Here is a 25,903-nt window from a genome sequence, read left to right on the forward strand (position 1 = left end):
TTAAATTTCATTACTTTTGTGAAGTTGGGTTAATACGTAAAATAGTTGAGCAAATTGTTTTTTATCCCGATGCTATCGGGAAAGGGTTAACCCAGGTATTATTCCGCAGGAGTGCTGTCAACACTTCTGCGGTTTTTTTTAGGAACCCTTTAGTTACGCCCTAGCGTTGTTGTCGTAAATGTCTTTCCATGTTGTGTTTTTTTTTAGTGATTAATCAATAGTTTATTTCTGTCAGGGTATTACTATAATTCTTTTTCCTTCTATCCTGAAATGGATGTTATTGTAATTCAGTATATCTGAAACCTTTAAAGCGCTTACGTTCCGGTAGATCTTCCCTGAAAACAGGCGGTCTGGGATTTTTCCTTCATAACTGATATCCACATCATACCACCTGGATAATTGCCGCATTACGGTTGGAATACTGGCATTTTTAAACTGGAATAAACCTAAATGCCATGCAATCGCTTCTCCGGTGTCCGCATGATCTACTACCGTTATCGTTTGTCCGGTTTCCTTAAAATCTACCCGGGCTTGTTGTCCGGGTTTAAGAATAGCCACCTCATCCTTTTGGGTGACCTTTACACTGCCTTCCAAAAGGGTAGTTTTAATCGCAGGCTCATCGGTGTAGGAGTTTACGTTGAAATGCGTGCCCAACACCTGGACGGTCTGACCATTGCTGATTACTTTAAAAGGCCTGGCGGCATTATGGGCGACTTCAAAATAAGCTTCCCCGGTTATTTCCACCTCGCGGTCATTTCCTTTAAAGGCCGTTGGGTATTTGATAGAGGATGCCGCGTTCAGCCAGACATTTGTGCCGTCTGCTAACACCAGGTGATACTGACCGGCCCGCGGTGTCGTCATCGTATTATAGGTTATCCCGTTCGCCAGGTCAGCTTCAGCCGGAGTGCCTTTTGATGCGTTATACCGGACTTCGCCGTCTGCTGTTTTGTCAATAACAGTACTTCCCTGCTCGGCCAGCTTACCATTTCGGGTGTCATTCAGGATGATCTTCCGGCCGTTGGCCAGCGTTAAAATAGCTTTGTTACCACCGGGAGCGATGTCCTGCTGGTTATTAGATAATACAAGCTGCTGCTTTTGGCTATGAGCCAGATAAAAATATAATCCTGAGGAAAGAAATACCAGTACGGCCGCCGCCGCCGCTGTTTTCCACCAATGGTATCTCTTCGGCATCGGAATGATATTATCTTCTTCAAAAAGCGCCGCACTGATTTTGCCAAGCATTCTTTGTTCGTAGATTGACCTCTCCGCACTGTCCATCTTTTTGACGATCCCTTCCTGGTCTTCAAAACTGTCATACCAAGCATCCAGGGCCGCGCGTTCTGTTTCGGTAGCCTTGTTTTCGAGGTATTTTTTTAAAAGTGTTTTTAAGTGTCTGCGCTCCATAAACTTGCTGTTCATGGATATAGTCACTTCAAAAGAAGGTAACCGCTATCTGATATGAAATTATTTTTAAGGAATTTTTAAGCCCATGTTAAGCCAGGATGCAAATGTCCTTATTTGAGGTGGTGAGCCACATAAATAAGCGTGATGATTTGAACTTCATCCAAGTGGGTCCGGACGATGCGCAGTGCCTTGCCGATATGCTTCTCCACAGTACTGACGGAAATACCAAGGCGCTCGGCAATATGCTGGTGGGAGAGGTGTTCTTTGCGGCTGAGTATAAATACCTCCCGGCACTTTTCGGGAAGCTGATTGATTTTTTCATCGATGATCCGTTCCAGTTCACGGGCTTCCAGTAGCTCTTCCAGTTGCGGGCCGCTGCTTACTCCTGCCAGCTGCATTTCTTTCCGGTTATAGCTTTCCCTGATCATCCTCGAACGGATTTCGTTCAGTACTTTATATTTTAGGGCACTTTTTAAGTAAGCCATCAGGGAGGTATGAATAACCAGGTTATGCCTGTTGATATATAGGCTGATGAAAATATCCTGCAATAATTCTTCGGCGGTTTCCGTGTCGCGAAGCCTTTTCCAGGCCGCGTCCAATAATTCAGGCCAGTACCGGCGATAAATTTCTTCAAACGCAAATCTGTCGTCTTCCTTTAAAAGGACAGCCAGTTCCTGATCAGAAAACCCACTATACGCTGACATGTTGCATAATTGCGAACGAATTTACAAAAAAGAGAGGTTAATTTAAAAAGAAGAGCAATAAAATGCCATTTTCTCAAATTGTATCCTAACTTAATTCGGTATTCAACAATTTTACCCTGTTTTGACCTTTGTTTTTCGGTTATGCACGCATTTAAGCGAAGGTATATTAATTCCAAATCCACACACGCTTTAATTTGCACTCCGGAACCAATCTGTTGGATGTTCAGACAATCATATTAATATATTAATACCTTATATTAAAATAAACCTTAGTGAACAATCTCGGGGCGACTGGACTTATCAAAAGATACAAATTATAGAGCTTTATGATAAAGCCTATTTACACGCCGTTCTCTGATGATCTTTCAGAAAACGTCCAGCAGGCAGCTCTAAAGTATTTACAGTTTACCTGCTATGCGCTGAATACTCAGTCACTTAAATCGTCCTCATCAAATTCGTTTAAATTCTCATGATAACTGATGAGTTTATTTAGCACTTTTACTGCAATTTCCAGCTCTTTTTCACCTACCAGCTCTTTATAATCCGCAATGACTTTAGATAACTGCATGTCAGATTCTAAAATAAGTTGTTTCCCCGCCGGTGTTAATTCCAGACGCTCACTTCTTTTATCTTTTTTACTTGTCTTACTCACAATCATTCCCTTATCTTCCAGTTCCTTGATTGTCCGACTCATGTTTTGCTTAGCTACCATGGACTTGCGGCTGATTTCAGCTGCTGTGCTGCCATCAACGCTAATATTACAGATTACCGGCCAATAGGATAGCTTCATCTGCCCCCAGTAAGGCTTAATGCTTTTGATCGCCCATATATCCATATGTCTTCTAAGTCTGTAGATCAGGCTTTGCCAGTTACTGTTGTGCTGGCGCTCAAATTCCCTTAATTGATCGTCGATACTATTAGTCTCCATTTGTCAAAGTTAAGAACATTGGTAATCAATTATTACAATTTAGCACAATTGATCGCTTTCCTGTCATTTTTCGAGTTTATGTATTCGAATGCTATTCTTTTTCAAATATAATCCAACTATCAACATGTTTTCAGCACTTCAAGAAATGTTCACTGGGTTTATGGCATGCATTGCTATTGCCCCCTCAGGGAGAGCCTTGTGCAAAGTCAGGTCTTTGCAGTTAAACGAAACCGTATCACCGGCCCGAAGCCACACCTGGCGGCCATTTTTAAAAGCAGTCTCTCTACGCCAAGAGAGACGCTTTCCTATAAACTGACCTTAAAGAACGTATAGCGTAATTTATGCTGATGTTTATTCGTCAATATCTCAGCGTTTATATTTTTCAGGAAGCAAAATAAATTTTAAAAGATGATCTTCATTCAGAAAAGAGTTTGCAGCTTTTTTTACACTTTCCGGGGTTATGCTTTTTAAGGCTTCGTTATAATTCAGAATGTCCTCCATATTCCCGTTGGTTTTAAGTGATTTGGTTAAATAAGAAAACCAGAAATAGTTATTTTTCAGGTTCACCTCAGTAGTTCGCCTGGCTTCCTCCTGATACTTTTGCACATCGATCGCTGAGGCTCCATTAAGTTTAATTTTATTGATTTCATCAAATGTGGCATTAATCAGTTTATCCACATTTTTGGGGGCACATTGGAAACTAACGAAGATGGAATAGTCCTGATGCGGTTGCTTATTGCGGTTTACTGTTAAATTAGGAGAATATATGCCACTTTCCATTTCGCGCAAGCGTTCGATCAGTTTATACTTAACAATCTCACCAAGCGCATCGATCTGTAAATTATTGTCGCCATTAAAATTATATTTACCGTTAAACACCAAACTGACATTAGCCGTTTCCAGGTCGCCGGCAAAAACTTTTTTTGTGATTTTACCAGGAACCGGATGAACCCCAAGATCAATAACACTATCTATTTGATGCGAGGATGGTAACGATGCCAGGTATTTTTCAATAAGCGGCTTAATTTGAGCTATCTCAAAACTGCCCACAAACACAAAGGTAAAATTACCAGTGTTCGCAAATTGCTCTTTATAAACATGATAAGCCTTGTCTAAGTCAATACGATTAATCCTATCGATTGTAGGCGGAGAAAATCGCGGATTATAACCATGAAAGATAGCAATAATGGTATCTGTGAAAACACTTTGCGGACTGTTATTCCTTTCCGCTATAGAAGCTTTAAATCTTGTTATAAAATTATTGAAGTTAGCCGTATCTCTACGGGGTTGTGTAAAATATAAATAAGCTATTTGAAAGCATTTTTCTAAAGATGCCGGAGTAGCAGAGCCTCTTAAACCTTTGTATATCTCGTCCATATAAGGACTCACACCAATTTGATCACCGGCAATAAGTTTTTCCAATTGTAAACTTGTAAAAGGACCTGCGCCCGAACCGGCTATCAAATCAACTGCATTATCAGCTGATTGAAAATCTGCTTCATTATACTGATTGGTTCCGCCTGGCGCAAAACCGTTAAATACAATTTGGTCATTCTTATTGTCCGTGGGCTTTAACAATACTTTAATACCGTTGCTCAACGTAAGTTGAGTTATACCCAGTGATGGAATTGCCTTTTCCCCAATAATTTTCCCCGGCACAGGTGTTTCAGCCAATATCGGCCTGTCAGTTACCTCGTCGGTATAGGGCTGTATTTTTTCCCTGTTCACTGCTTCGACCCAGGACATGATCGTTTTCTGATCCGGCAAATGATTTTTTTCCGTCCCAGAAGATTTAATAATAATATCCCTGTCTTTGTCAGCGATGATTTTTTTCGCCAATAAGTTTAAATCATGTACACTGATCTGTTCTGTCAGTTCCTTAGCTATGCTGTATTCCTTATCGATGCCCGGTGATGCCTCTCCGTTCAAAAATAACCGCACATATTCGTTTACGTATGTTGAAGAAGCCGTTTTATCCTTTTCTGCGCGCAGTACGGACATCTTGTTTAGGTATTGTTTTTTAGCTCTGTTGAGTTCTGAAATATTAAAACCAAATCGTTTGACCCGTTCATTTTCCCGCCACAAAGCTTTAAAGCCAGCCGCATATTCGTTTGGTTGCAAAATTACCTGACTGTTGTAAACGGAAATATGACCAGTAATATAGCTGCCGATATAACTGCCGGCATTAATAAAGGCAGGATTTGATTGATGGGCTAATTCCGCAAAGCGTTCACTCATCATCTGATTAAAGAAATTTCTGATGATACTTTGTTTGTAATCAGCCAGCGTCTGAATGACAAGTTCAGGTTGTTTATGAATGATATCGATCTCCGCACCGGAGGCTTCTTTTTCTGTAATTGCCAAAAACTTGTTTTGCCCGTCTAACCTGGTGGGATGTGCAATTCTTGCCCTAAAATTCTTCGGATTCTTAAGATCGCTAAATTGTATTTTAATAACGCGTTCCAGACTATCGGGGTTACAGTCGCCAACAACAATTAAGGCCTGTAAATTGGGGCGGTACCAATCCCTGTAGAATCTTCTTAATACTTCCGGCTTGAAAGAGTTAAGCAGCTTTTCTGTTCCGATAGGCCACCGGCTAGCATATGCAGAGTTATTAAGTACGATTGGCATTTCTTGCATGATCATCCTAAGCCCGGCTGTATTACGCATTCTTTTTTCTTCCAGGATAACCCCTCGCTCACTGTTAATTTCACTATCGTCGAGGGTAGCACCTTGCGCCCAGTCATGCATAATTAAAAGGCCATTTTTAACCAGTTCCGGCTTGTCAGAAGGGATTGGAAGCTGATAAACAGTTTCATCAAAACTTGTGCTGGCATTTAAATCGGCGCCAAAACGAACGCCGATTTTTTGCAGGTAATTCACCAATTCATTTTTTGGATAATGAACAGTGCCATTAAAATTCATGTGCTCCATAAAATGTGCCAGTCCAAGCTGATCCTGATCCTCCTGTATTGACCCCACTTTATTGGCCAGGTAAAATAAGATCCGGCCTTTGGGCTCCTTATTTTTACGGATATAGTAAGTAAATCCATTTTTGAGCACGCCGGTACGCACTTCAGGATCTAAAGACAGCTTCGGCCCGGAATATTTAGCTATTTGTGCGCATAGTACATTGCCTGCAGAAAGCATCAAAAGCAATGACAGGCCTATCCGGTTCAAACGGAATTTACCCGCACGGTTAAATTGTAGCATAATTAAGCGGTTAATTTTGTTAATAAATAAGCAGGCGGCTATAAGGCAGACTGAATTAAAAGTTTGATCTCTAAAGCATTAAAACCATAGCCTTTTATTATTCCGGCTTTATCAATAACCATTGTTGTCGGAAAGCCGTTGATACCGTAAACTGACCTGAAGGAGTTTGCCTGTAATGATTTGCCCTGTTCGTCAAACAGGAAAGAACATTTAAATTTCAGCTGGTTGTCATGGATGTAGGTATCGTAATTAGTCTTGCTGTCCGCACTGCAAACAGCGATCATGATCACGTTGTCCGCTTTAAATGATTGGGACAGGCTGTCAAGAACAGGTAACTCTGCGCGGCAGGGTACGCACCAGGTGGCCCAAACATCCAGTACAACGATTTTTCCTTTGTAATTACTCAGCCGCACCAGTTTTCCATTAATGGCCCTTAAACTGAAATCAGGCGCTTTACTTCCGGTTGGCAATGTCCCGCCGGTTGCCTGATCAAAAACTGGTTTGGCTGTTTGTGCTGCTGCTCCATAACTGCAAACAGTTCCCAACAGCATCATTATTATTTTGAATTTATTCATTTTTAATCTCATTAAGGTTTTTAAAATCAGTTAATTATTTGCGTGAGTTTTTGTTCAAGCAAACGGCCGAACAGGTTTTTGTCGATTATTTTACCGTCCGGGCCTATCAGTAAATTGGCAGGGATACCTAAAATATCGTATAGCCGGACAGCTTCATTTTTGGCCTTCAAATCCGAAACCTGCGTCCAGGGAAGGCCGTCCTGTTTCATGGCATTGATCCAGCTTTTCCGGTCAGTGTCCAATGAAACACTTAATATGGTAAATCCGCTATCTTTAAATTGCCGGTATAACTTTAACATATTCGGGTTTTCTTCCCGGCAGGGATGACACCAGCTTGCCCAAAAATCAAGTAAAACATACTTACCCCGGAAGGAAGACAATGAAACAGCCACACCGGCGGTGTCAGGCTGCGTAAAGTCCTGTGCCGGTTGTCCATTGGCGGTTTTGAGCGCTGTTGCTAATCTTTTACCGAAATTGTCCCCCTTTTTTGTGTTCTTCAGACTGTCGGAAAGCAAATCGAACAATGTTTCTGTGCCGATAGGATCGTCGAAATTACTTCCGGCAACAGCAGTCAATATGTCTAATGCAATTGGAGAGGCCGGATTGGTCCGGATATAAGCTACATATACCTGTTCGAACATTGCCCTTTGCGTCAAATCCATTTGCTGCGCGTATATCTTTTGTATAGCTGTGTCATTTTGCTGCACAGCCGCTATATTCAATTTCACCAGGCTGTCCAGCTTGCGCCGGTAAACTAAAGATTGCCAATCCAGCTTTGCCCACGCAATATTTTTTGACAGGTTCTTTCCGGCAGAGGATTGCTGTAAACTATCCGGAAGTTGCGCAAACAAGGGCATGGCCCATTGATAGTTAATTCTGTCCTGATACAAAAGATAGGCATTCTTGATACTAAAGGGCACATCATCGTAATTTACCGTTACCTGATGTTTACCCCCCCCTTTCACGGCATACTCAGCCAGGGCATATACCGCAATTGGGGATGCGGGGGTTACCTTTAAATACTGCGCGTATGCTTCCTGCCTGCTAAGTGTATCGATGCCGCTTCTGACAGATTGTTTAAGCCATACCTGTAATTCATCCTGTGCTTTTTGAGCGGGAGAACCGGATACCATAAAATTGCCAAAATCATGGTCATGAACCAGACAGGCATCACCTTTTCCGAGATAGATAAACAACACGCTGTTGGCATCCGCAGGGCGCACCTGTTTTTTTGAATAGAGTGGTAAAATATTGAATTTGGTGGGGCCGTTTAATCGTCCTTTAATACGATATACCCCTTTAATGACCGGCACTTTATATACGGAAGTATCTTCCATACTTTTCATAAAAACAGCCTCCGGCATGGTTTTGACATTTTTAAATGTACCCGTGAGGGTGAAACTTTGCTGGGCAACAGTGATAGCCGGAAAAGCTATCACTGTAAGCATTAGATAAATTCGCTGAATTAAATTTCCCATCAATAACCGGTGTTTTGGGTGAGCTTTGTATTCAGTGCTATTTCACTCGCCGGTATAGGGTAAAGGATAGCCGTCGGCTTCCAGTTATTACCTTTATAGGCTCCCAACACTTCATCGGCCCGGGTCGCACCACCATTAATGCCGGGTGTCCGCTTTAAATCCAGCCAACGATGACCCCATTCGCCAAACAATTCTACCCTTCTTTCCTGTTCTACCGCTGCCAGGCACTGCGCTGTACTCATCCCTGTTGCGATTAGGTTAGGTAATCCCGCTCTCGTACGAATGATGTTCAGATCATTAACTGCACTGGTTACATTGTTCTGACGAGCCCTTGCCTCAGCGCGGATCAGGTACTGTTCCGCCAGCCGCATCGGCGTATGATACTCGGTCGGCGTAGTATTGGTGTAAGCATTTGCCTGATACTTAAATGGATAATAATAAGTCTGACTGCCTATAGTAGCAGGTGCTAACCAAGTGCTTTTCCGCAAATCCCCAGGCTCAAAAGCATTTAAAAGACTGTTCGTTACGTAATAATATAATTGACCAAACGAGTAAACCAATACCAGTTCCTGCGGATTCTTATAATAGGAAACAGGTTGCACCTGCCATATCGCCTCCTGACTATTAATTAAAAAAACACTTGTTAAGGCAGGCAGGGGCTTATTATTTAAAGGTGAGTTAGTAATTACTAAAGTTGCATTTATTTCTGCATCCGGCCAGCTTTGCTGGTATAATTTCACTCTTGCAATGAGGGCTACAGCCGCCCATTTCGTCGCCCTGTTATTTCCTGTCGGGTAACTGACCGGTAATGCGCCCTGTGCATCAGTCAGATCCTGGATGATCTGCTGGTAAACAACGGACTGTGCACTTCGACTAACCGTTGTATATTGCTGCCAGTTACCGGTTGTGAGCAATGGGACACCACCGTAAAGGTTCGTCAGATAAAAATAACAGTATGCCCTTAAAAATTTAGCCTCGCCAACCAGTTGGTTTTTGTTTGCCGGTGTCAGACTGGTGGATTTGGACATTCCATCGAGACAGGCATTTGCTGCAGCAATTGCACTATAGGCGCCGCTCCATAAAGACAGCGTATAAGTGTTATTGGTTGCAATATTATTAATCATCAATTGCGTATACGGGTCAGTTGGATTGTAGTAATTGAATTCATCGGAACTTAATCCTACATAAGCTGATAAATTCCCGGTTAACAAGGCTCCCGAATTGAGAGATCCATAGATGCCTAATATGGCCGAATTTGCACTGGCATCATCGTTAAATACAAGGCTGGCTGGTACTTTATTAACTGGGCCGGGGATTTCAGTAAATTTGTTACAACCCGTGTTAAAAAAGATCAACACAGCACTCAACGCCAATAGGGCTATATATGATTTTTTGGAGTTCATGATATTTTTTTTATAAGGTTAATTGAAAACCTGCTGTGTAAATACTTGGTGCAGGAAAGTTGTTATTAGACAAACTCGGATTTGTAGGATCATAACCTTTAAATGGGGAAATCGTAAACAGGTTTTGACAAGCTACATATACTCGCAGTCCTTTCAGATGTGACTTTTCGAGCCAGGCCTTTTTTAAAGCGTAAGACAAGGAGATGTTCTGCAAACGTATATAGGAAGCATCCGTTATTGAGGCATCTGATTGCTGATAGTTAAATACATCAGTACCTGTCGATTTTGTAAATTTACGAACATCAGTTATGTCTCCGGGCTTTTGCCATCTGGCTAAAACAGTTACGGGCTGATTCCTTGCATCCCCGACAAGTCCATTTGCCAATGCATATGCCCCTTTTTGTTTAGCATAGGAAAAGATCATTACTAACTGACAATTTTTATAGCTCAGATTTTGAGTCATCCCGCCGGTAAACTTTGGGGAAAGGTCCAGATTTCGCTGATCAGCCGCGTTAATGACACCGTTGGCATCTTTATCCTGAAATGTATATAGACCCGTGGCAGGGTCTACTCCGGTATAATGATATACTTTCTTAATATTGAGCGGCAAACCAACTACATATTGATTATTATATGAGGTGAGTTCTATGCCAGGAAAAGATAACAGTTTATTCCGGTTGATCGCCAAATTAGCGCTCATCATCCATTGCAGATCTTTCTTTTTAAGAATAGTTGACTGCAATGTAAACTCCCACCCCTTGTTTTCTATAACCGCCGGCAAGTTTTGTATAATGGGAAAAAGACCAATATAGGCCGGAAACGGATAGGTGACCAATTGATTACCGCTTCGTTCCTGATACCAGTCGGCAGTGAGATAGATCCGGTCTTTAAAGAAACCTAATTCTATCCCTGCGGCTGCCTTGTTATTTACCTGCCACTTAAAACCGGGGTTATAAGCCTGATTTTGGGCAAGAATGGTGGCATTGTTGTAAGTATTAGAGGCTGAATATAAGGCCAGGTATTGATAATCATTTGCTGTCGGGCTTCCGGTGGTGCCATAGCTACCCCGCAACTTACCAAAACTTAAAAATGACAGATGATTTTTTATGAAATTCTCTTCGGTAAACAACCACGCCGCACCTACAGAGCCAAAGTTACCCCATTGATCGCCCGCTGCAAATCTTGAAGAAGCATCCCGGCGGCCCGAAACATTTAATATGTATTTGCTTTTCCAGTTATAAGTAATCCGTGCGAAATATCCCTGAAAACGGTATTGAGAATAATTGGTTGTTGCCTGTAATGAAGTTGCAGCGCCCTGGTTGGCAATAAGGCTTTCATTGACATAACCGCTCCCCGTAACGCTTGATCCACTAACGATACTTTCCGTGAGTGTCCCCCCGGCGGTTACCTGTAAATCACCCTGCCCAATTGTCCTTTTATAATCCAAGCTTGGTTCTACTATCCAGTTTTTGACAGCATTATTACCATATTGCGCCTGTGAAGCCGTTGCCGGCGCACCTGCATATTGGGAAGACCCCGGGTATGCCGCAAACTGCGTCATGGTTGTATTGGAATACCCCAGGCTTGCAGTTGCAGTTAATCCTTTTACAATATTGTAATTAAAGACGGCGTTAGACGAGAAATTATTGGTATTGGCGTTATATGGTTGAAATAATGTGGTAAAAGCGGAGGGATATTGATTGCTGGCCCATTGACTAAAATTCAGTTTACCGGCTGAATTTAATATATCGGGAGCATCTGGGGGCAAATAATATTGATAGAAACCGCCGGATGGAAGATTTTCGTTGGTGTTTGAATAATTAATAACAATGTTTGATGTAAACCGTTTGTCCAGAGAAGTATGATTAACGCCAAGGGAACCAGAAATACGCTGGCTCCTGAAACTATTAGGTAAACCTGACGGCACCGGGATACCGTCACGGTGAAAACCGCCGTTTAAACGAAAATTAGTAAAGGCATCTCCCCCTTGATAGCCAACTTCAGCATCTGAACTCGTCGCGGTTGCACCTAACACTTTTTGCCAGTTGACATTGCGCGTCGTATCATAAGCCAAAAGATCAGGGGCATTGGCAGCGGTTGGTGTTATGCCGCTATTTTTAAAAGCTTCCCTGCGCATGGCCAGGTATTGCTGCGTATTTAAAAGATCAATTGTTTTTGGCCTTCCGGTAATACCTGTGTAAGCATTTACTGTCAAACCACCTTGTGACGGCCTGCCTTTTTTTGTGGTTATTAAAATCACCCCATTACCGCCTCTCGATCCGTAGATAGCCGTAGCGTCGGCATCCTTTAATACTTCAATGCTTTCAATATCATTAGGATTGATACCAAAAAACGGGTTCTGTCCGCTGTTCGCACCCAAAATATTGTTTTGGTTCAGTCCAACCCTGTTGATATCACCGTAACTGGTCGGTAAGGGCACGCCATCTACAATTACTAATGGATTGCTCGGCGTATTGGAGCCTCCGAAAAAATCCTTTTTACCTCTTATCGTGATATTGAACTGCCCACTGGCATAGCCGTTACTTTGAACAATAGAGAGCCCGGGAACCAAGCCCTGCAATGCCTGCACGACATTGGTAACGGGCTGCTGTGCAATTTGATCAGCTGATATACTCGTCATCTGACCCGTACTGAACCGTTTAGTTGTAGTACCGTAGCCGATGATCACGGTTTCATCCAAACTGGTGATATCATCTTCCAATGTGACGTTAATAACATTTTTTCCTTTGATGGGTACATCCAGCCTTTTATAGCCTACAAAGTAAAAATCGAGTGTATTATCAGGTTCTGTAACAATTGAATAATTCCCGTCACTGCTGGTGACCGTGGCCTGCCTGCTTCCTTTTACCAATACCGTTACGCCCGGCATGTTTACGCCCTTGTTATCCGTGACCTTACCCGTGATGGTGATCAATTGTGCCTGTTCCCTTGATGGAGAAATAACGATCAGGTTATTATCGAGCAGCTTAAAAGAAAACCCTGTATTTTTTAATATTTCATAGAGTACATAGAAGACCCTCGTATCCCTGAACTCGCCGCTTACCTTGGTGGAAGCAGAAAAGATATCCGAACTGTAAACAAATTTATATGAAGTTGCATTCTCTATTTGTTTAAAGACATCGCCGATAGCAACATTTTTCAGCTTTAAGTTGACATGCGCATCCTGCGAATATACGCTGGCTGATACATGAAGACAGGCGATTAAAAGGAGGATAAATGTTAATTTCATTGTTATCCATATTTTACGTAGAACGGCAGGGTGAAAAATCACCCCCCGTTTTGTAATTTTTTGCATATTTACAAAGGGTTTAATTAGTGATACATGAAGCAGGCCGCAACGCCAATTGGAAACCTGCTGTATAATTGATTAAATCTGAATGGAAGAGGGGTGCGAAAGCATCCCTCTCTGCTTTTAAGGGTTTTAGTAAATAACGATCATGTCACCCTCCTTTCTGTAGTTAAAGTCATGTGATAACTTGAGTACTGCAAGCACCTGGTTTAAACCTTCGTTATCGAACGTCGCTACAAACCGGTACTTTTTTATGGATTGGTTTTCGAAAGAAATTTTAATGTTATACCATCGCTCCATGCGTATCGCTATTTCTTCAAAATCCTCGTCGTTAAAGGTCAGCCTGTTGCTGACCCAATCGGTCTCGACAATCGTTTTAGCCTGTGGATTGGCATTCACGCTGGTTAAAAGCAGGTTTTGATGGTCTGATGCTTTTGATCTCGCCGGCGTATTTACTGCCGGTTGTGTGAGGTCATTGTTGATGATCACTTTTTGTTTTGGCAAAATTTTAACAGGTACCGCACCCTTATTTGTCGTTACCAGTTCAATTGCCCCTTCAATAAGGGATGCTTCGGTGTATTTATCGCCCGGATATGCCTTTACATTGAATACCGTGCCGATATCTTTGATATCCAGTTTGGCGGTATGCACCGTAAACGGTTTATCCCGGTTATGAACAACCTTAAAATAAGCTTCACCGGTAAGCTCAACTTTTCTATCCGTAACGTTAAAACTTTTAAGGTAGCTGATCCGGCTCCCGCTATTCAATATCACAACAGTACCATCGGGTAGCTTTATTGACTTTTTTTCACCAGGAAGGGTGTTATAGCTAAATTGATCTTTAGCATTATTAAAGGGGAAAGAGTGCGTAAAAAACAATACGCCTATACTGAAAATGATCGCAGTGACAGAGGCGGCCACCAGCAGTGGCCTATAAGCAGATCGTTTTTGGCCCAAGCCCTGGATCACCTGACTTTCATCAATATGATTTGATATCCTTGCCTTGAAGGCATGGAGGTGTTTCTGATAGGTCTGATCCTTTAAATCACCATTCAGCACAAAATAGATCTTCCTGGCATGCTCTGCCAGTTTTCTTTTTTCAGGATGCTGACTTAACCAGTCGGTCCAAATTTGAATGCTCTCCGGATTTCTTCCTAAACAATATTGCTGAAATGATTCATCTGCGAGAAAATCTTCAATATCAAAATCCGAATATTTCATTGCTCTTTTTTGTTAAGAGCAAAAAACACAATGGTTTTACTATGCTTTTCAAGAAAAAACTTAATAAAATCATTTTTTGAAATAAATTTCTTCTTTTGACGTAAAAAAGGCAATTATCCTACGCAATATGGACATCATTTAAGTTTTTACTCAGGATTTACTGTGCAATAAGAGCAGATTGAAGAGCAGTAATGAAAATTCAAATGATGATATGTTGATCTTGTTCTTTTGAAAATCTTTTTTCAGCGTTTTCAGTGCATCGTGTACGATATTATAAGCGGTGCGTTTGGAAATATTGCATCTGACCGCGATTTCATCATAACTGTAATCTTCAAAAAATTTCAACCTTAATAACTCCTTTTGCCGGTCAGTCAGACTTTGAAATCCTTTTAAGATCTGAACTTTCAATGATGCATCCGCCTGCAGGCCGGTTAACACATCTTCGTAAGGCAAATCATGCTGCTCTGCCTCAAATAGTATTGCGGGCATTTTGGAAGATTCCCACTGTTGCTGCTTGTATTTTTTGAAAATCGTTCTGCGTAAACAGGTCGTCAGGTAGGCCCTGATATTATCTACTGATGGTAATCTTTCCCGCTTGTCCCACAAATCAAGGAGCATATCCATCAGGCAATCGTTGGTAAAATCCCGGTCACTGGTAATTTTGGCACCATAGTTCATGAGATTTACATAATGTTCCTCATAAAGTTGCAATAACGCTTTCTGATTTCCACGCGTAAATTCATTCCATATTTGCCAATTATCAGTGGAAGAACCCATATCTCAAATATAACGATAAATTTACAATTTGTTATTTTGATGCATGTGTTGGAAAGTGACTGTAAAAGGTACGGCCAGATAAGCCCCAGCGTAAACAGGCGGAATAAAGGATGGCGATACGCTCTTCATTTCCTACGATCAGTATTTTTATAGTTGCTTAATGATAAGAGACAGGGAAAAAAGCAACAGCCCGCCCTGGATTACAGGAACCGGTAATAGTCAATATTGGCTTTCATGATGATATCAAGTGGTAGAAAATAAGAAGGAGCTATTGTTTCTTTCAATATTAAAAGATCGTAAAACAGCTTGATTCCCTGGTACGCCTGTTTCTGGGGTTGCTGGCTGATAAGGAAATCGATGGCTCCATTCTTCAATAGCTGAATGTTTTTATCGACAAGATCATAACCAATCATTCGGTAATTCGATTTTTGTACTGGAGTAATCGCAGCTGCAATCTTATCAATGCCATTCACTACAAATATCCCTTCCAGATGCGGATTGTCCATAAAAATCGCAGTAATGCCTTTACTTATTGTCTCGTCGTCCCCGGTATTATCGGTGAATCTTACTATTTTCCTGCCGGACTTTTCAAAATAACTTAAAAAACCTTCCTCGCGGGCAGAGAACTGGGTATGGTTATCTTCCTCCCTTTCAATGGAGGCAATCAGTATATCCCCCTTTTCCGAGATCGTATAATCCAATAAATTGGCTGCCAAATACCCGCTGTCCTTCGAGTGATTCCCTATAAAGCTCCTGTTGGAGAGCCCGGGAATATTACTGTCAAAGAAGATGACAGGTACATTTGAATCCTTACAATGTTCCAGTAATCTTATCGTTTGATCGTGGAATACCGGCACCATAAAAATACCGTCATAAGTATCGCCAATCACTTCATCTACGCGTAATTTAAAGGAGGCTTCATTATTCTGCTCAAATGTCAGGATATTGATATTAATCCCAAAAGGGGAAACTTCTTTCAAGGCCTCCTCAAAACCCGTGTGATGGGCTGACCAAAAAGGGATCATGCCAGTCGCTTCGGGAATTAAAACCGCGATCGTATAATCTCTTGCCGATTTCAACCGGCTGGCCAGAATATTTGGTTTATACCCCAGGTCTTTAATTGCCTGCAATATACGTTCATGTGTTGCTTTGGAAACGCCACCACGGTTATTCAATACCTTGTCAACCGGGCCGGTGGAAACCTTGGCCCGTTCTGCAATTTCTTTAATGCCGATGTTTTTATTTGAACTTGTTTTCACGCAAAGCAATATTACAGTTTTTATGTAAAAAAATTTGGAAGTGCAAGATAAAGCATATATGTTTGTCAAATAGTCAACGTTCACTATTTTGTTATTTTCATCATAAATAACTTATAATCAATTACAAACAGCACCATTTGCATTCATTAAACAAAAGACTGAATCATAGCAATCTAAGCACAAAATACATATAGAAAATTAAAGAAATTCTTTGAAAAGGGTATTGGAATATTCATGTCTAAACTCTTTTGAAACCGAGCGAAAAATTAAAATAAACTAAAGAAAACTTCATATGGAAAATCTAAAGGAATCCTTCGAAAAAGAAGGGTATGTGATTGTTAATGTCTTAACTCAGGCTGAAATAGATCACTTCAGGGGTATTATGGACGAGTTATTAAACCCTAAAATTGAAGCGGCCGACAAGCAGGCACGCAACTCCTCCTTCCAGCATCTGGGCGATGAGATCGCATCGTTCGGTCAGGAAGCCCGGCAGTATTATTTTCACTTACTGACCAAAGCCGGAACTGAGCCGATCCATCATGCCTTTTATAACCCGGTGATATTAAAAGTGGTGGAAGAACTCATAGGGCCGGACCTGATCATCAACAATGCGTCGATCCTGGCCGCAAATTCAGGCACCTCCTATTCCCTGGGCTGGCACCGGGATACCATTCAGATTCCCCAGGCAGAGATCGAAGACTGGATATTCTCCAAAGAACGGTTTCATAACAGTGTACAGATCAATTTGCCCCTGGTAGATGAAAACTCACTTTGGGTTGTGCCGCACAGTCATAACCGGCCCAATACACCAGGAGAAAATGAGGCATTTCAGGGTTCAAAACACTATGCCCCGCTTGGCGCGGTAATGCCCGGTGGTATGCCGGTCCATTTGAAGGCAGGACAGGCCGTGATCTATAATAACAATCTGATCCACCGGGGATATACCAAAACTATGGAAGTGCCAAGACGCACCCTGCACATGGGCTACCATAGTGCGGCGTATCCTCCCACCTGGCATTTTTACCTGCTCAACGCCGGTCTGCTAACCCCTGAATACCTGGAGACGCTTAACCCGACCATGCGCAGGATGATGAGCGAATACCTGGAATGTAAACAGCAGTATCCTAATATGATCGACACCTGGAAATATGATTACAATTTTCCGGGGCAGACTGCAAATTAGAACATGAATACAGTTGTTTTAAAATAGCAATTAGGAATTGATGACCGATATAAACAAAACAAATTATAACATGAAAACCAATATTTACAAAATACTTTTAAGCTTTATCGTCTTGTTGTTGCCCTGGGTGCTTTATGGCCAGCAGCAAGCTTTACCCCAACAAACAGACCGCTGGATTATCCAGCCTGACGGAAGTATCAAATGGACCATTAACGGCAGGTTGCCGCATGCGGATCATATCGAAATGTCTGGAGAAAAAGTTTCTGTTTGGGTGCAGTATGGGTTGGATAGTGCCGGCAGGTCATCTGTTTCGCGAACCGTGGTATTCCCAACCTACCGGATGATGCCTGATGCCACCCGGAGCCATATTGATTACACTTTTGTGGATAATGAGCTGCCTCGTTTTTTTATTAATAGCCGGCAATTGAAGACTGATCTGGCAGTCGGAAAAAAATCGGGTAACCTTACCTATAACATCAAAAGCATCAGCCATAAAGGTATTATGCGGATTGAAGCCACAACGGCCAATCCTGCTTTGGTGAAAATTGAACGGAGCATTTTTCCTTCGGTAGATAAACCTCAGGTCATCGAAAAATTTGTATTTACGAATACCTCCGATAAGCCCGTCAGCATTTCCATGGAATCCCTGAAACGGGAGGTAAAAACAGATAGCATCACCAGTAAAGTGAGGCCGCATACGGTGATCATGGCATCTATCGGTGCTGGTAGCCGGATGGTTCAACCAGGTGAACGCACCTCCTTTGCCGTGTATTATCTGGCTACAGATTTTCCGGCCCGGCCTATTACAATTAACCCTGATGCGGAAGAAAAAGCACGCGAAAAACGGATCAATACTATTTTATCTCCATTGCAACTACAAACACCAGACACTTTATTGAATACGGAGTTCAAATTTGCTAAGATCAGGGGAACAGAAAGTATTTACAAAACCAAGGCTGGCTATTTGCATGGCCCCGGCGGATTGGCTTATTATGCGGCCGTATGGGCAAACGATCAGGCAGAATATGTTTGTCCCTATTTTGCATTCTCCGGTGATAGTATCGGCACGCTTTCAGCTATGGCCTGTTACCGTTTGTTTGCCAGGTATATGAATCCGGCTTATAAGGCTATTCCCAGTTCTATCGTTGCGGAAGGCGATGGAGTCTGGCAGGGCGCAGGTGACCGGGGTGACCATGCGATGATCGCTTATGGTGCGTCACGGTTCGCGCTGGCTTACGGAAACGCAGATTCTGCAAAGGTCTTATGGCCGTTGATTACCTGGTGTCTGGAATATAGCCGCAGGAAATTAAATGACCAGGGGGTTGTTACTTCAAACTCTGATGAACTGGAAGGGCGCTTTCCATCCGGCAAAGCCAATATACCGACCAGCAGCCTTTATTACGGCGCGTTAATATCTGCGGCCAATTTGGGTAAGCAATTGCACCAGCCAAAAGCGCAGACAGATGCGTATTTAAAACAGGCAGCAGTACTTAAAGTAAATATCGAGAAATATTTTGGGGGGAATGTGGAAGGTTTTGAAACCTATAAATATTATGAAACCAATAATGTGCTGCGTGCCTGGATCTGTGTGCCGCTTACCATGGGCATCTTAGACAGGGCCGAAGGAACGGTTAACGCTTTATTTTCACCAAGGTTATGGACGGCGGATGGATTGGCCACCGAGGCGGGTAAAGAAACCTTTTGGGACCGCTCAACTCTGTATGCCCTTCGTGGTGTATTTCAGGCAGGTAAAACAGAGAAAGCAATGGACTACCTGCGCTATTACTCTCGCAGAAGGTTGTTAGGAGAGCATGTACCCTATCCGGTAGAAGCCTATCCCGAGGGTAACCAAAGGCATCTATCTGCCGAGGGCGGATTGTATTGCAGAATATTTATCGAAGGGGTGTTTGGTATACTGCCAACGGGTTTTAACAGCTTTGATTGTACACCACGGCTGCCAAAGGGCTGGAATGAAATGGCATTAAATAACATCCACTCGTTTGGACATTTGTTTGATCTTAAAATATCAAGGTTGAATAGGGAGAAATTAAATATTACGATAAAAGAGGGCAGCAAAACCATCAAATACAAAATAAAGGATGGTGGCACACAAGCGGTGACCTTGTAACACCGAATAACGGAGCGATCATTTAATCACGGGGGAAGAACAAAGCAAACGCAGGCTAATTGGAGCTGCCGGTAAAACTTTTAAAAATACCGGATGGCTAAGCTTCTTAATTCTTCCATTTGACTGGACGTTATTGCTGTCCGCATACAAATGATACCGGTATTTAAACACAAGTAACGCCGGGCCAAAATTGCGCCCGGCGTTAAAAAAAATAAAAAATCAATAAATGCCTGACCAGGTGTATGAAGGAGCAGTCACGGTTTGTGAAGTATTGCAATAAAATAAACTGCCCCAACCAACTTCGTCGGTAATAGTGGCTGTACTGCCTTCATTTACATGACCGGCCATAACCTGTTCGGAATAGGGCATGCTTAACCCCCGGTAACGGTGATAATAATTGTAAGCCATGTACCAGATAGGCCGGTAATTACCACGGTTAGAAGTCGAAATAGAATTAATAGGAGGAGTTACAGCCCAGATGGAGGTTGCCGGAGTTACAGGGCTCCAGGTCACACTGTTTCCAAGGTTATATTTAGCTGTATATTCCATGGCCTTGCCAATTACCCCGCTACGCGCGTCATACAGCGATTTGTCACCCTGATTGTATGCCATCTGAGCCCATTCCAGGAAGCTGGCTAAACATAGTTGGGTATAGTATTGATCACGCCCTCCCTCAACCGGCTGCCCAGTTGATAAAAATGCGGTTACGTTGGTACCGTTGTCGGCCCCATTGGCAGCAGTTCTGTTAAAATATTCCAGCGACAAACTATATGCTGTCTGGCTTTCGCAGAATATGCCATATGCCATTATAAACTTACCGGCACTTGATCCCCACGACGGCCAGCCATCTACCACAAAGGGGGCTGTTTTGCTATAAGTGGCGGCATATGCTGCATAATAATTATAGAATATCTTAAAGAGATTTTTGTAATTGGTTTTCTTTGTTGAGGTAAGACCAGAATAGTTGTAAACCATATCTGCCCCATAAATCATAAAATGCAACCCGTAGCCATTACACAATTGCCAGTCGTTATCAGGGTATTGAATAGATGTACAAGTTGAAGCCCACGCATCAAGCAATTGAATTACCTTATCTGCATAACGGGTTTGACCGGTCATATTCCACATCACACCGTTTACAAACATTGCCATGGCATCATTCTCATAATCGCTTTTGTACAAATTCCGGCCAACCTGAGCATGCGCATGTGACGTATAGCTGCTCGATAAAAATGTGGCGTAATTGCTTTGAAAATTAGCAAAAGTTGTTTTGTAAGGCTCTACATTAGCCATTGCCTGGGCATAGGCATACTGCATTTGCGGTTTGGTTAGTACCGTCCCCGGATGAACGAAATTGATCGCCGAGGTTTTAACGTTGCCATTTTTAGGTTCGTCAGTATCCTTTACTGCTGTCATGCTCTTTTTTTCCTTTGAGCAACTGGTAAATGCTGCAAGTATAATACTTGCATAAAACAAAGCTTTTCTCATAATTTTGGTAAAATTTAATTGGTACGATTTAACAAGTGTTAATTTTCCGGTCACATTTCCTTCGCTCCAGGCAATAGAACACCTGTCGCGCTGATTTAGCACCGTCAAACATTTTTTATAAACATTGATTTTAACTGATAATTGGCAATCAGTTTACCGGGTATAAGGAGAGATTTTTATACCGTTCGGCATAATTGATCCATCCCTGAATCAATTATTTTTGTTGAAGTGGATTTTAATTTATTTCATTGGCTTTATGTTTAAGTGATACATTATTAGATTAGTTAAAAGGAGTATTATCAACGTTAATATTTTAGGTATCATAGTTATTTTTCAATAAAAAAAAATTGTTCAACCGGCATCGCTGTTTGTAGTTTCGTTTCCTGGCTATTGCCATATTGCCATGCCACCACGGTAACCTTTACAGGGAAACGGCTACGCGGCGGGATTGCGGTAATATTTAATGCATTACCGGATAACTCGGCGGGGCCTTCCAAAACATAAAAGCCAACGGGTACGTGTGCATCTGATACCGCGTTAAGCTTTGTTCCCTTTGCATGTTGCTTTTGGTTAGATATTGGCGAAAATGTGATATGCTGTTCCTTCCCTGCTGTGTTGCGCGGAGGTACAATCATCAGTGATTGTTGTACAGCGGGTTTATAATCAGCATCTCCCGGATGGGTAGCAGCAAACCACAATTCATAACTATGCGGATTTTCCCAATAGCCGGCCCGGGGGCATATCCTGAAAGTAGAGTCATTTATTTTGATCATTGGACCAGTGATCCTGTCGATGCTGATGGAATTATTTCCTTCAGCATGACCTATGGGAGCGCCGACCGACATGCCAGCCCAAATGGGCAAACGGGGGCTGCCACCGACAACGATATCATAAAATGCAGCATGGACCTTAAAAGTAATCCCATCGGCCTCCGGTTCAAATTTCAGGTTTACCTGCTGGTGGGTATTGCGTTGTTCAACCATTTTACCGTCCTGCAGATAGCCTATCAACTGCGGTTTCTGGTTCCGGTGTTTTGCCTGGTAGACCAGGGTTACTTTTGCCGTTTCCTCATCAAAATACCAGAATGCGTTTGCAGCATCGCCCTGATATCTGTTCACTGGTGCGGCTTCTGCGGCAGGCAGTTCATTATAACGCCATTTATCAACCAGCCAGCCGGTTTTTGTCGGGTCGATGTCAATTAATTGGGGCGCTGCACCCAACAGTACGTTTTTGGGTAAACGGTACTGCATGGCTTTTTTGATGTAGAAAGCGAGGTAACCGATCTTTTCCCTGGTGGCGGCAAAATGCCCCTGGGCAGGGTTGGCTAACATGCTTAACGGCAATAGCGGATGTTCCTGCCGCTCCTTTAAACCTTCTTCACTCCAGGTATTTGCAGCTTCGTACTCGCCCATGGTTTCCAGGCAGGGGATATAATTGATATTTTGATCTTTGCTCCAGATGTCAGGCGCAAAAACATTTCTTACATAGGGCCATTGCCCGCTTACCGAAATGCAGGCCAGCGTACGTGAAGGGTTCCAGGCACCGAAATAATACGGTGCGCTGGCTGCCGCCGAATGCCCCATCGGGATCACCGGTGCAACCCCCAATTCACTATAACCTGAGATACCGGCCAGGTCATTAACCAGCGCATTGAACTGCTCACCCGCCCCTTCATTAAATAAAAATTTCAGGTTAAAGGCCGGGCTCACCCAGATCTCCGCAATACCCAGTTTACCCATTTCCTTCCTGAATTCAGCGTCCTCCAGTATGCATTGTTCTTCCATATTGTTTTGGGCGAATATGACCGCCTTCACTTGTTTACAGCCCGGCGCTATCCATAAAAATGCCCGCGACGGGTCTTTACTGGTTCCGGCCTGCTTCACCGGCACCGACCATTGCCATACGGCAGCCTTCGCGGTTGATATTCCTATCAGCACGAAAATGCTTAAGCAAACAGAAAAATGGCTATATCTTTTCTTCATCATGCTAGTTTAATAAGATTGGGGTATCGGCACTTGCCGGCATATTAAAACACCATTGTTTATTGCCGTTTTGGTTTACCGGCTCGCCTTTTATCGTTACATTGTTTATGCTGATGCTATGGCGTGGAGACAAGATAATAGCCGGCAGATAAAGCTTCACCGGGTGATCTGAAGTGAAATGCAGCTTGCCATTATCAAACCACAATGCGGCAGACGCCGGCTGCAAAGATGTTAATCCGTAGCCAATTTTTGCTATATTCATTCCTTTGCCTAAAAACAGACTAACCAACTTACTGCCGCTAACACTGATCACCCCATATAAACCTTTAAACTGCATATCCTCAAACCCAATCTGCTGTGTTTCGGCATGGGCAAAGATGTAATCGCTCCTTCCTGATTTATTGTTGACTATTAGCCCGGTAAAACCCGGTTCAGCACCAAACGATTTGATACTTTTGATTGCAGTTCCATTATTTGCAGTTCCCGATGGGTCATAGATTGCAGCAAATGGCTTGCTCCATGCCTCGCCGGTTTGGCGCACAACAACCGTAGGTAATGGCATATTGGCAATACTATCCGGGATCATTTCATTTTTACGCCAGGCTTTTGACGGCGGTGCCTTTACACTGAACACCTCGCGGCCGGGATAACCCTTCATCCACATGTTCATCAATATGGATTCCTTACCGGAGATGCTTAAACTGAAACGGGCTTTAAAATCATGTTCAGTCCTAATGGATTTTTTATCGTAGAAATAATCATAGCCTACCAATTCTGTATTGGCGAACGTAAGTTTCTCCGTTGGCCGGATCTCAAGCGGTTTATTGTCGTTAGCAGATAAAGTGAGCTGCTGCCCAAGGTTATGGTAGATATAATCATGCGATTTATCCTTTCCATCTTTACGCCTCGACCTGAATATATCTACATAATACCCTGTCGAATCGCCGGTGCGGATAATACTCATCAGCCTGCTTTGATCGGCATTGGTTTCGGGTTCGAGAAATGAAACATCTGAAAAGGTAATGCCTTTAAAATATCCCCCCTTTTGGGCAGATTGTGGGTAACAGGCATTGAGTTTCAAGGAGTGGTTACTTTTCATAACCGGGTATGATGAAATCCCATCAACCACCACGGTATTATGTGCCGGAAATTGTGAATAGTATTCCGCATAATCGGTCTGAAAATAACTTCCTCCAATGCCGCCTTCCGGCGCAAGTACTATTCCTCTGCCGTAAAGCTCCATGGCAATGCCGTTTGCGTGCATATGGTTACCGCTGGAACCGGCTTGGGAGATCATTAATCCGGTATTTGTATCCAACCCGTTCCGTTGTACCATCCAGCTCACATTAGGCGACCAGAACGTTGCCGTCAGGTAATCGCCCTGTGACCCTGCCTTAACTGTATCAGAAATAGTAATGGGCGAGGTGCCAAAAAGCGCATTAAAACCTGTTTGTCGTATAACTGTTCCGGGGCCGTCCTGCTGCCCCAGGGTGTTAATCGTTTTTAGCATCCTGCTATAAATAGCTTCCTGGCCGGGCTTATTGTTCACGCGGGCATTGCGGATCAGGTCGGATATAGCGTCGGTCCGGAGTTTGCTGTAATGGGTATCGCCGAAACCTACAATATATCCATTAGGGTACAGGTATTGGGCATAGGCCAGCACCGCTTTGGGCAAAATAGGTACCTGTTTTAGGAGATCGGTATGCAGTGTACGGTCAAAGAGGTTCACAAAGCCCGTAAAATCAGCTATAACATTCTGAGAATAGCCGGGGCACTCGCCCCAGATAGCTGTTGTGGGGTCGTAACCTTTCAGCAGCGTAGTTAAACTCCATTGGCGGGTATAGGTTTTATTCAGGATCTGGTCGAGGTAATATTGGCAGCCTTTTTTATCGGCATAATAGCTGTCATTTTCAAGGATGATGGCGATATCTGCTACAAACTTGGCTTCTATTAAATCCCAGTTATTAAAAGGCACACCATTTTTGATGATGAGATCGGCCCATTTCTTAAAGGTAACGGCATACATCTGTAATTTTTCGGGGCGATGCCTTTTGATATAGGGAAAAAGGAAATCATAGCCCGCTGTTAAAGGTTCCAGTACATCTTCATGGATCACCTCAAAAGCAGATAAGCCAACCAGCGTTTGATCATGACCGTGGTTCAGGTCAACGGGCTCATTCCGGTACCCCATCCCTGTGATATAGGTATCCAGGATAGAATAAGAAAAGTCGGCATATTTTTCATCACCAGTAAGCCAATAAAGCATTGCGGCGTTCCGGGCCTTTTCAATGATCTCGATATTGATGGATTCGATGATCCGCCCTGTTTTTGACTGTTCTACCCATTCCCATGGTTTGCCGGGCACAGTTCCGTTTTGCAGGTACAATTTACCATCTTCATCCATATAGGGCTTGATATCTTCAAGCTTCGGGCGCATGTATTGGGTAGCAACATCCCGCGTCCCGGTAAACCTGACGGTTGGCATAGGCGCATGACCGGTTGCATAAGCATAGATGCCATTTTTAATAAAAACATCGGTACAATGCTGTTTCCAGTACATCTGTAACCGCGATGACATCCATGTGCTGTCAGTCTGATAGCGGGAAACATTTGCATCTGCATCTGCCCGGATCTGGTTAAAGGTTGTCGTTGCCCAGTCTTCTTTTTTTATAAGTGTGTTAAGCTTATCCCTGCCGGTGTTTTCATCTGCAAGCAAGCGGGGATGGCTTTTTACATTTACACCGGAGATATCTATCTGTTGCGCATTCACAGGTGTAATTGCAAGTAACCATAGCGACAAACCAGATAAGACAAGTCTGGTCGTTGTGTTTTGTCTCCGTAAATATCTTT

General features: G+C 42.9%; 16 protein-coding genes. 2 read left to right on the forward strand and 14 right to left on the reverse strand.

All coding sequences use genetic code 11. The features are described from left to right. Window positions 1-231 precede the first annotated feature (231 nt). The 11 genes from AC1RM2_RS09735 to AC1RM2_RS09785 all read right to left on the reverse strand — a co-directional run bounded on the left by AC1RM2_RS09735 (window position 232) and on the right by AC1RM2_RS09785 (window position 16,272). The gene (locus AC1RM2_RS09735; protein ID WP_492984912.1) at window positions 232-1,404 is read right to left on the reverse strand and encodes a FecR family protein; all 1,173 of its coding nucleotides are present in this window, start codon (window positions 1,402-1,404) and stop codon (window positions 232-234) included. Window positions 1,405-1,514: 110 nt separating this feature from the next. Continuing rightward, window positions 1,515-2,108 (reverse strand): RNA polymerase sigma-70 factor, encoded by a 594-nt coding sequence (locus AC1RM2_RS09740; protein WP_492984913.1) that lies wholly within the window; start codon window positions 2,106-2,108, stop codon window positions 1,515-1,517. Between the two features lie 427 nt (window positions 2,109-2,535). Further along, the gene (locus AC1RM2_RS09745) at window positions 2,536-3,036 is read right to left on the reverse strand and encodes a MarR family winged helix-turn-helix transcriptional regulator (RefSeq protein WP_492984914.1); all 501 of its coding nucleotides are present in this window, start codon (window positions 3,034-3,036) and stop codon (window positions 2,536-2,538) included. 366 nt (window positions 3,037-3,402) lie between these two features. Then, window positions 3,403-6,216, reverse strand: a complete 2,814-nt coding sequence (locus tag AC1RM2_RS09750) for a M16 family metallopeptidase (RefSeq protein WP_492984915.1) — start codon at window positions 6,214-6,216, stop codon at window positions 3,403-3,405. A gap of 71 nt (window positions 6,217-6,287) precedes the next feature. Next, window positions 6,288-6,824 (reverse strand): TlpA family protein disulfide reductase, encoded by a 537-nt coding sequence (locus tag AC1RM2_RS09755; RefSeq protein ID WP_492984916.1) that lies wholly within the window; start codon window positions 6,822-6,824, stop codon window positions 6,288-6,290. A 26-nt stretch (window positions 6,825-6,850) separates the two neighbouring features. Next, window positions 6,851-8,272: a peroxiredoxin family protein gene (locus AC1RM2_RS09760; RefSeq protein ID WP_492984917.1), complete on the reverse strand. Its 1,422-nt coding sequence runs from the start codon at window positions 8,270-8,272 to the stop codon at window positions 6,851-6,853. A 29-nt stretch (window positions 8,273-8,301) separates the two neighbouring features. Beyond that, complete coding sequence (locus AC1RM2_RS09765) at window positions 8,302-9,705, reverse strand: RagB/SusD family nutrient uptake outer membrane protein (RefSeq protein ID WP_492984918.1); 1,404 nt, start codon at window positions 9,703-9,705, stop codon at window positions 8,302-8,304. 10 nt (window positions 9,706-9,715) lie between these two features. Then, a complete protein-coding gene (locus AC1RM2_RS09770; RefSeq protein WP_492984919.1) occupies window positions 9,716-12,955 on the reverse strand; it encodes a SusC/RagA family TonB-linked outer membrane protein in 3,240 nt (1,079 codons plus the stop codon). Between the two features lie 192 nt (window positions 12,956-13,147). Further along, on the reverse strand, window positions 13,148-14,236 hold the full coding sequence (locus AC1RM2_RS09775; RefSeq protein ID WP_492984920.1) for a FecR family protein: 1,089 nt from the start codon (window positions 14,234-14,236) through the stop codon (window positions 13,148-13,150). 150 nt (window positions 14,237-14,386) lie between these two features. Next, the gene (locus tag AC1RM2_RS09780) at window positions 14,387-15,013 is read right to left on the reverse strand and encodes an RNA polymerase sigma factor (RefSeq protein ID WP_492984921.1); all 627 of its coding nucleotides are present in this window, start codon (window positions 15,011-15,013) and stop codon (window positions 14,387-14,389) included. Window positions 15,014-15,213: 200 nt separating this feature from the next. Then, on the reverse strand, window positions 15,214-16,272 hold the full coding sequence (locus AC1RM2_RS09785; protein ID WP_492984922.1) for a LacI family DNA-binding transcriptional regulator: 1,059 nt from the start codon (window positions 16,270-16,272) through the stop codon (window positions 15,214-15,216). 292 nt (window positions 16,273-16,564) lie between these two features. Here AC1RM2_RS09785 and AC1RM2_RS09790 point away from each other — a divergent pair, with 292 nt between their 5' ends. Continuing rightward, a complete protein-coding gene (locus AC1RM2_RS09790) occupies window positions 16,565-17,455 on the forward strand; it encodes a phytanoyl-CoA dioxygenase family protein (RefSeq protein ID WP_492984923.1) in 891 nt (296 codons plus the stop codon). Between the two features lie 70 nt (window positions 17,456-17,525). Continuing rightward, complete coding sequence (locus AC1RM2_RS09795; RefSeq protein ID WP_492984924.1) at window positions 17,526-19,583, forward strand: glucosidase family protein; 2,058 nt, start codon at window positions 17,526-17,528, stop codon at window positions 19,581-19,583. Between the two features lie 219 nt (window positions 19,584-19,802). Here AC1RM2_RS09795 and AC1RM2_RS09800 read toward each other — a convergent pair whose 3' ends face one another. From AC1RM2_RS09800 to AC1RM2_RS09810, 3 genes are all read right to left on the reverse strand, one after another. Then, on the reverse strand, window positions 19,803-21,071 hold the full coding sequence (locus AC1RM2_RS09800) for an alginate lyase family protein (protein ID WP_492984925.1): 1,269 nt from the start codon (window positions 21,069-21,071) through the stop codon (window positions 19,803-19,805). A 326-nt stretch (window positions 21,072-21,397) separates the two neighbouring features. Then, entirely contained in the window at window positions 21,398-23,056 is a 1,659-nt protein-coding gene (locus AC1RM2_RS09805) for a hypothetical protein (RefSeq protein ID WP_492984926.1), read from the reverse strand. A gap of 1 nt (window position 23,057) precedes the next feature. After that, a complete protein-coding gene (locus AC1RM2_RS09810; RefSeq protein ID WP_492984927.1) occupies window positions 23,058-25,823 on the reverse strand; it encodes an endo-acting ulvan lysase-like protein in 2,766 nt (921 codons plus the stop codon). Window positions 25,824-25,903 lie beyond the last annotated feature (80 nt).

It is taken from the genome of Mucilaginibacter sp. GW822-FHT03E02, assembly GCF_058801545.1.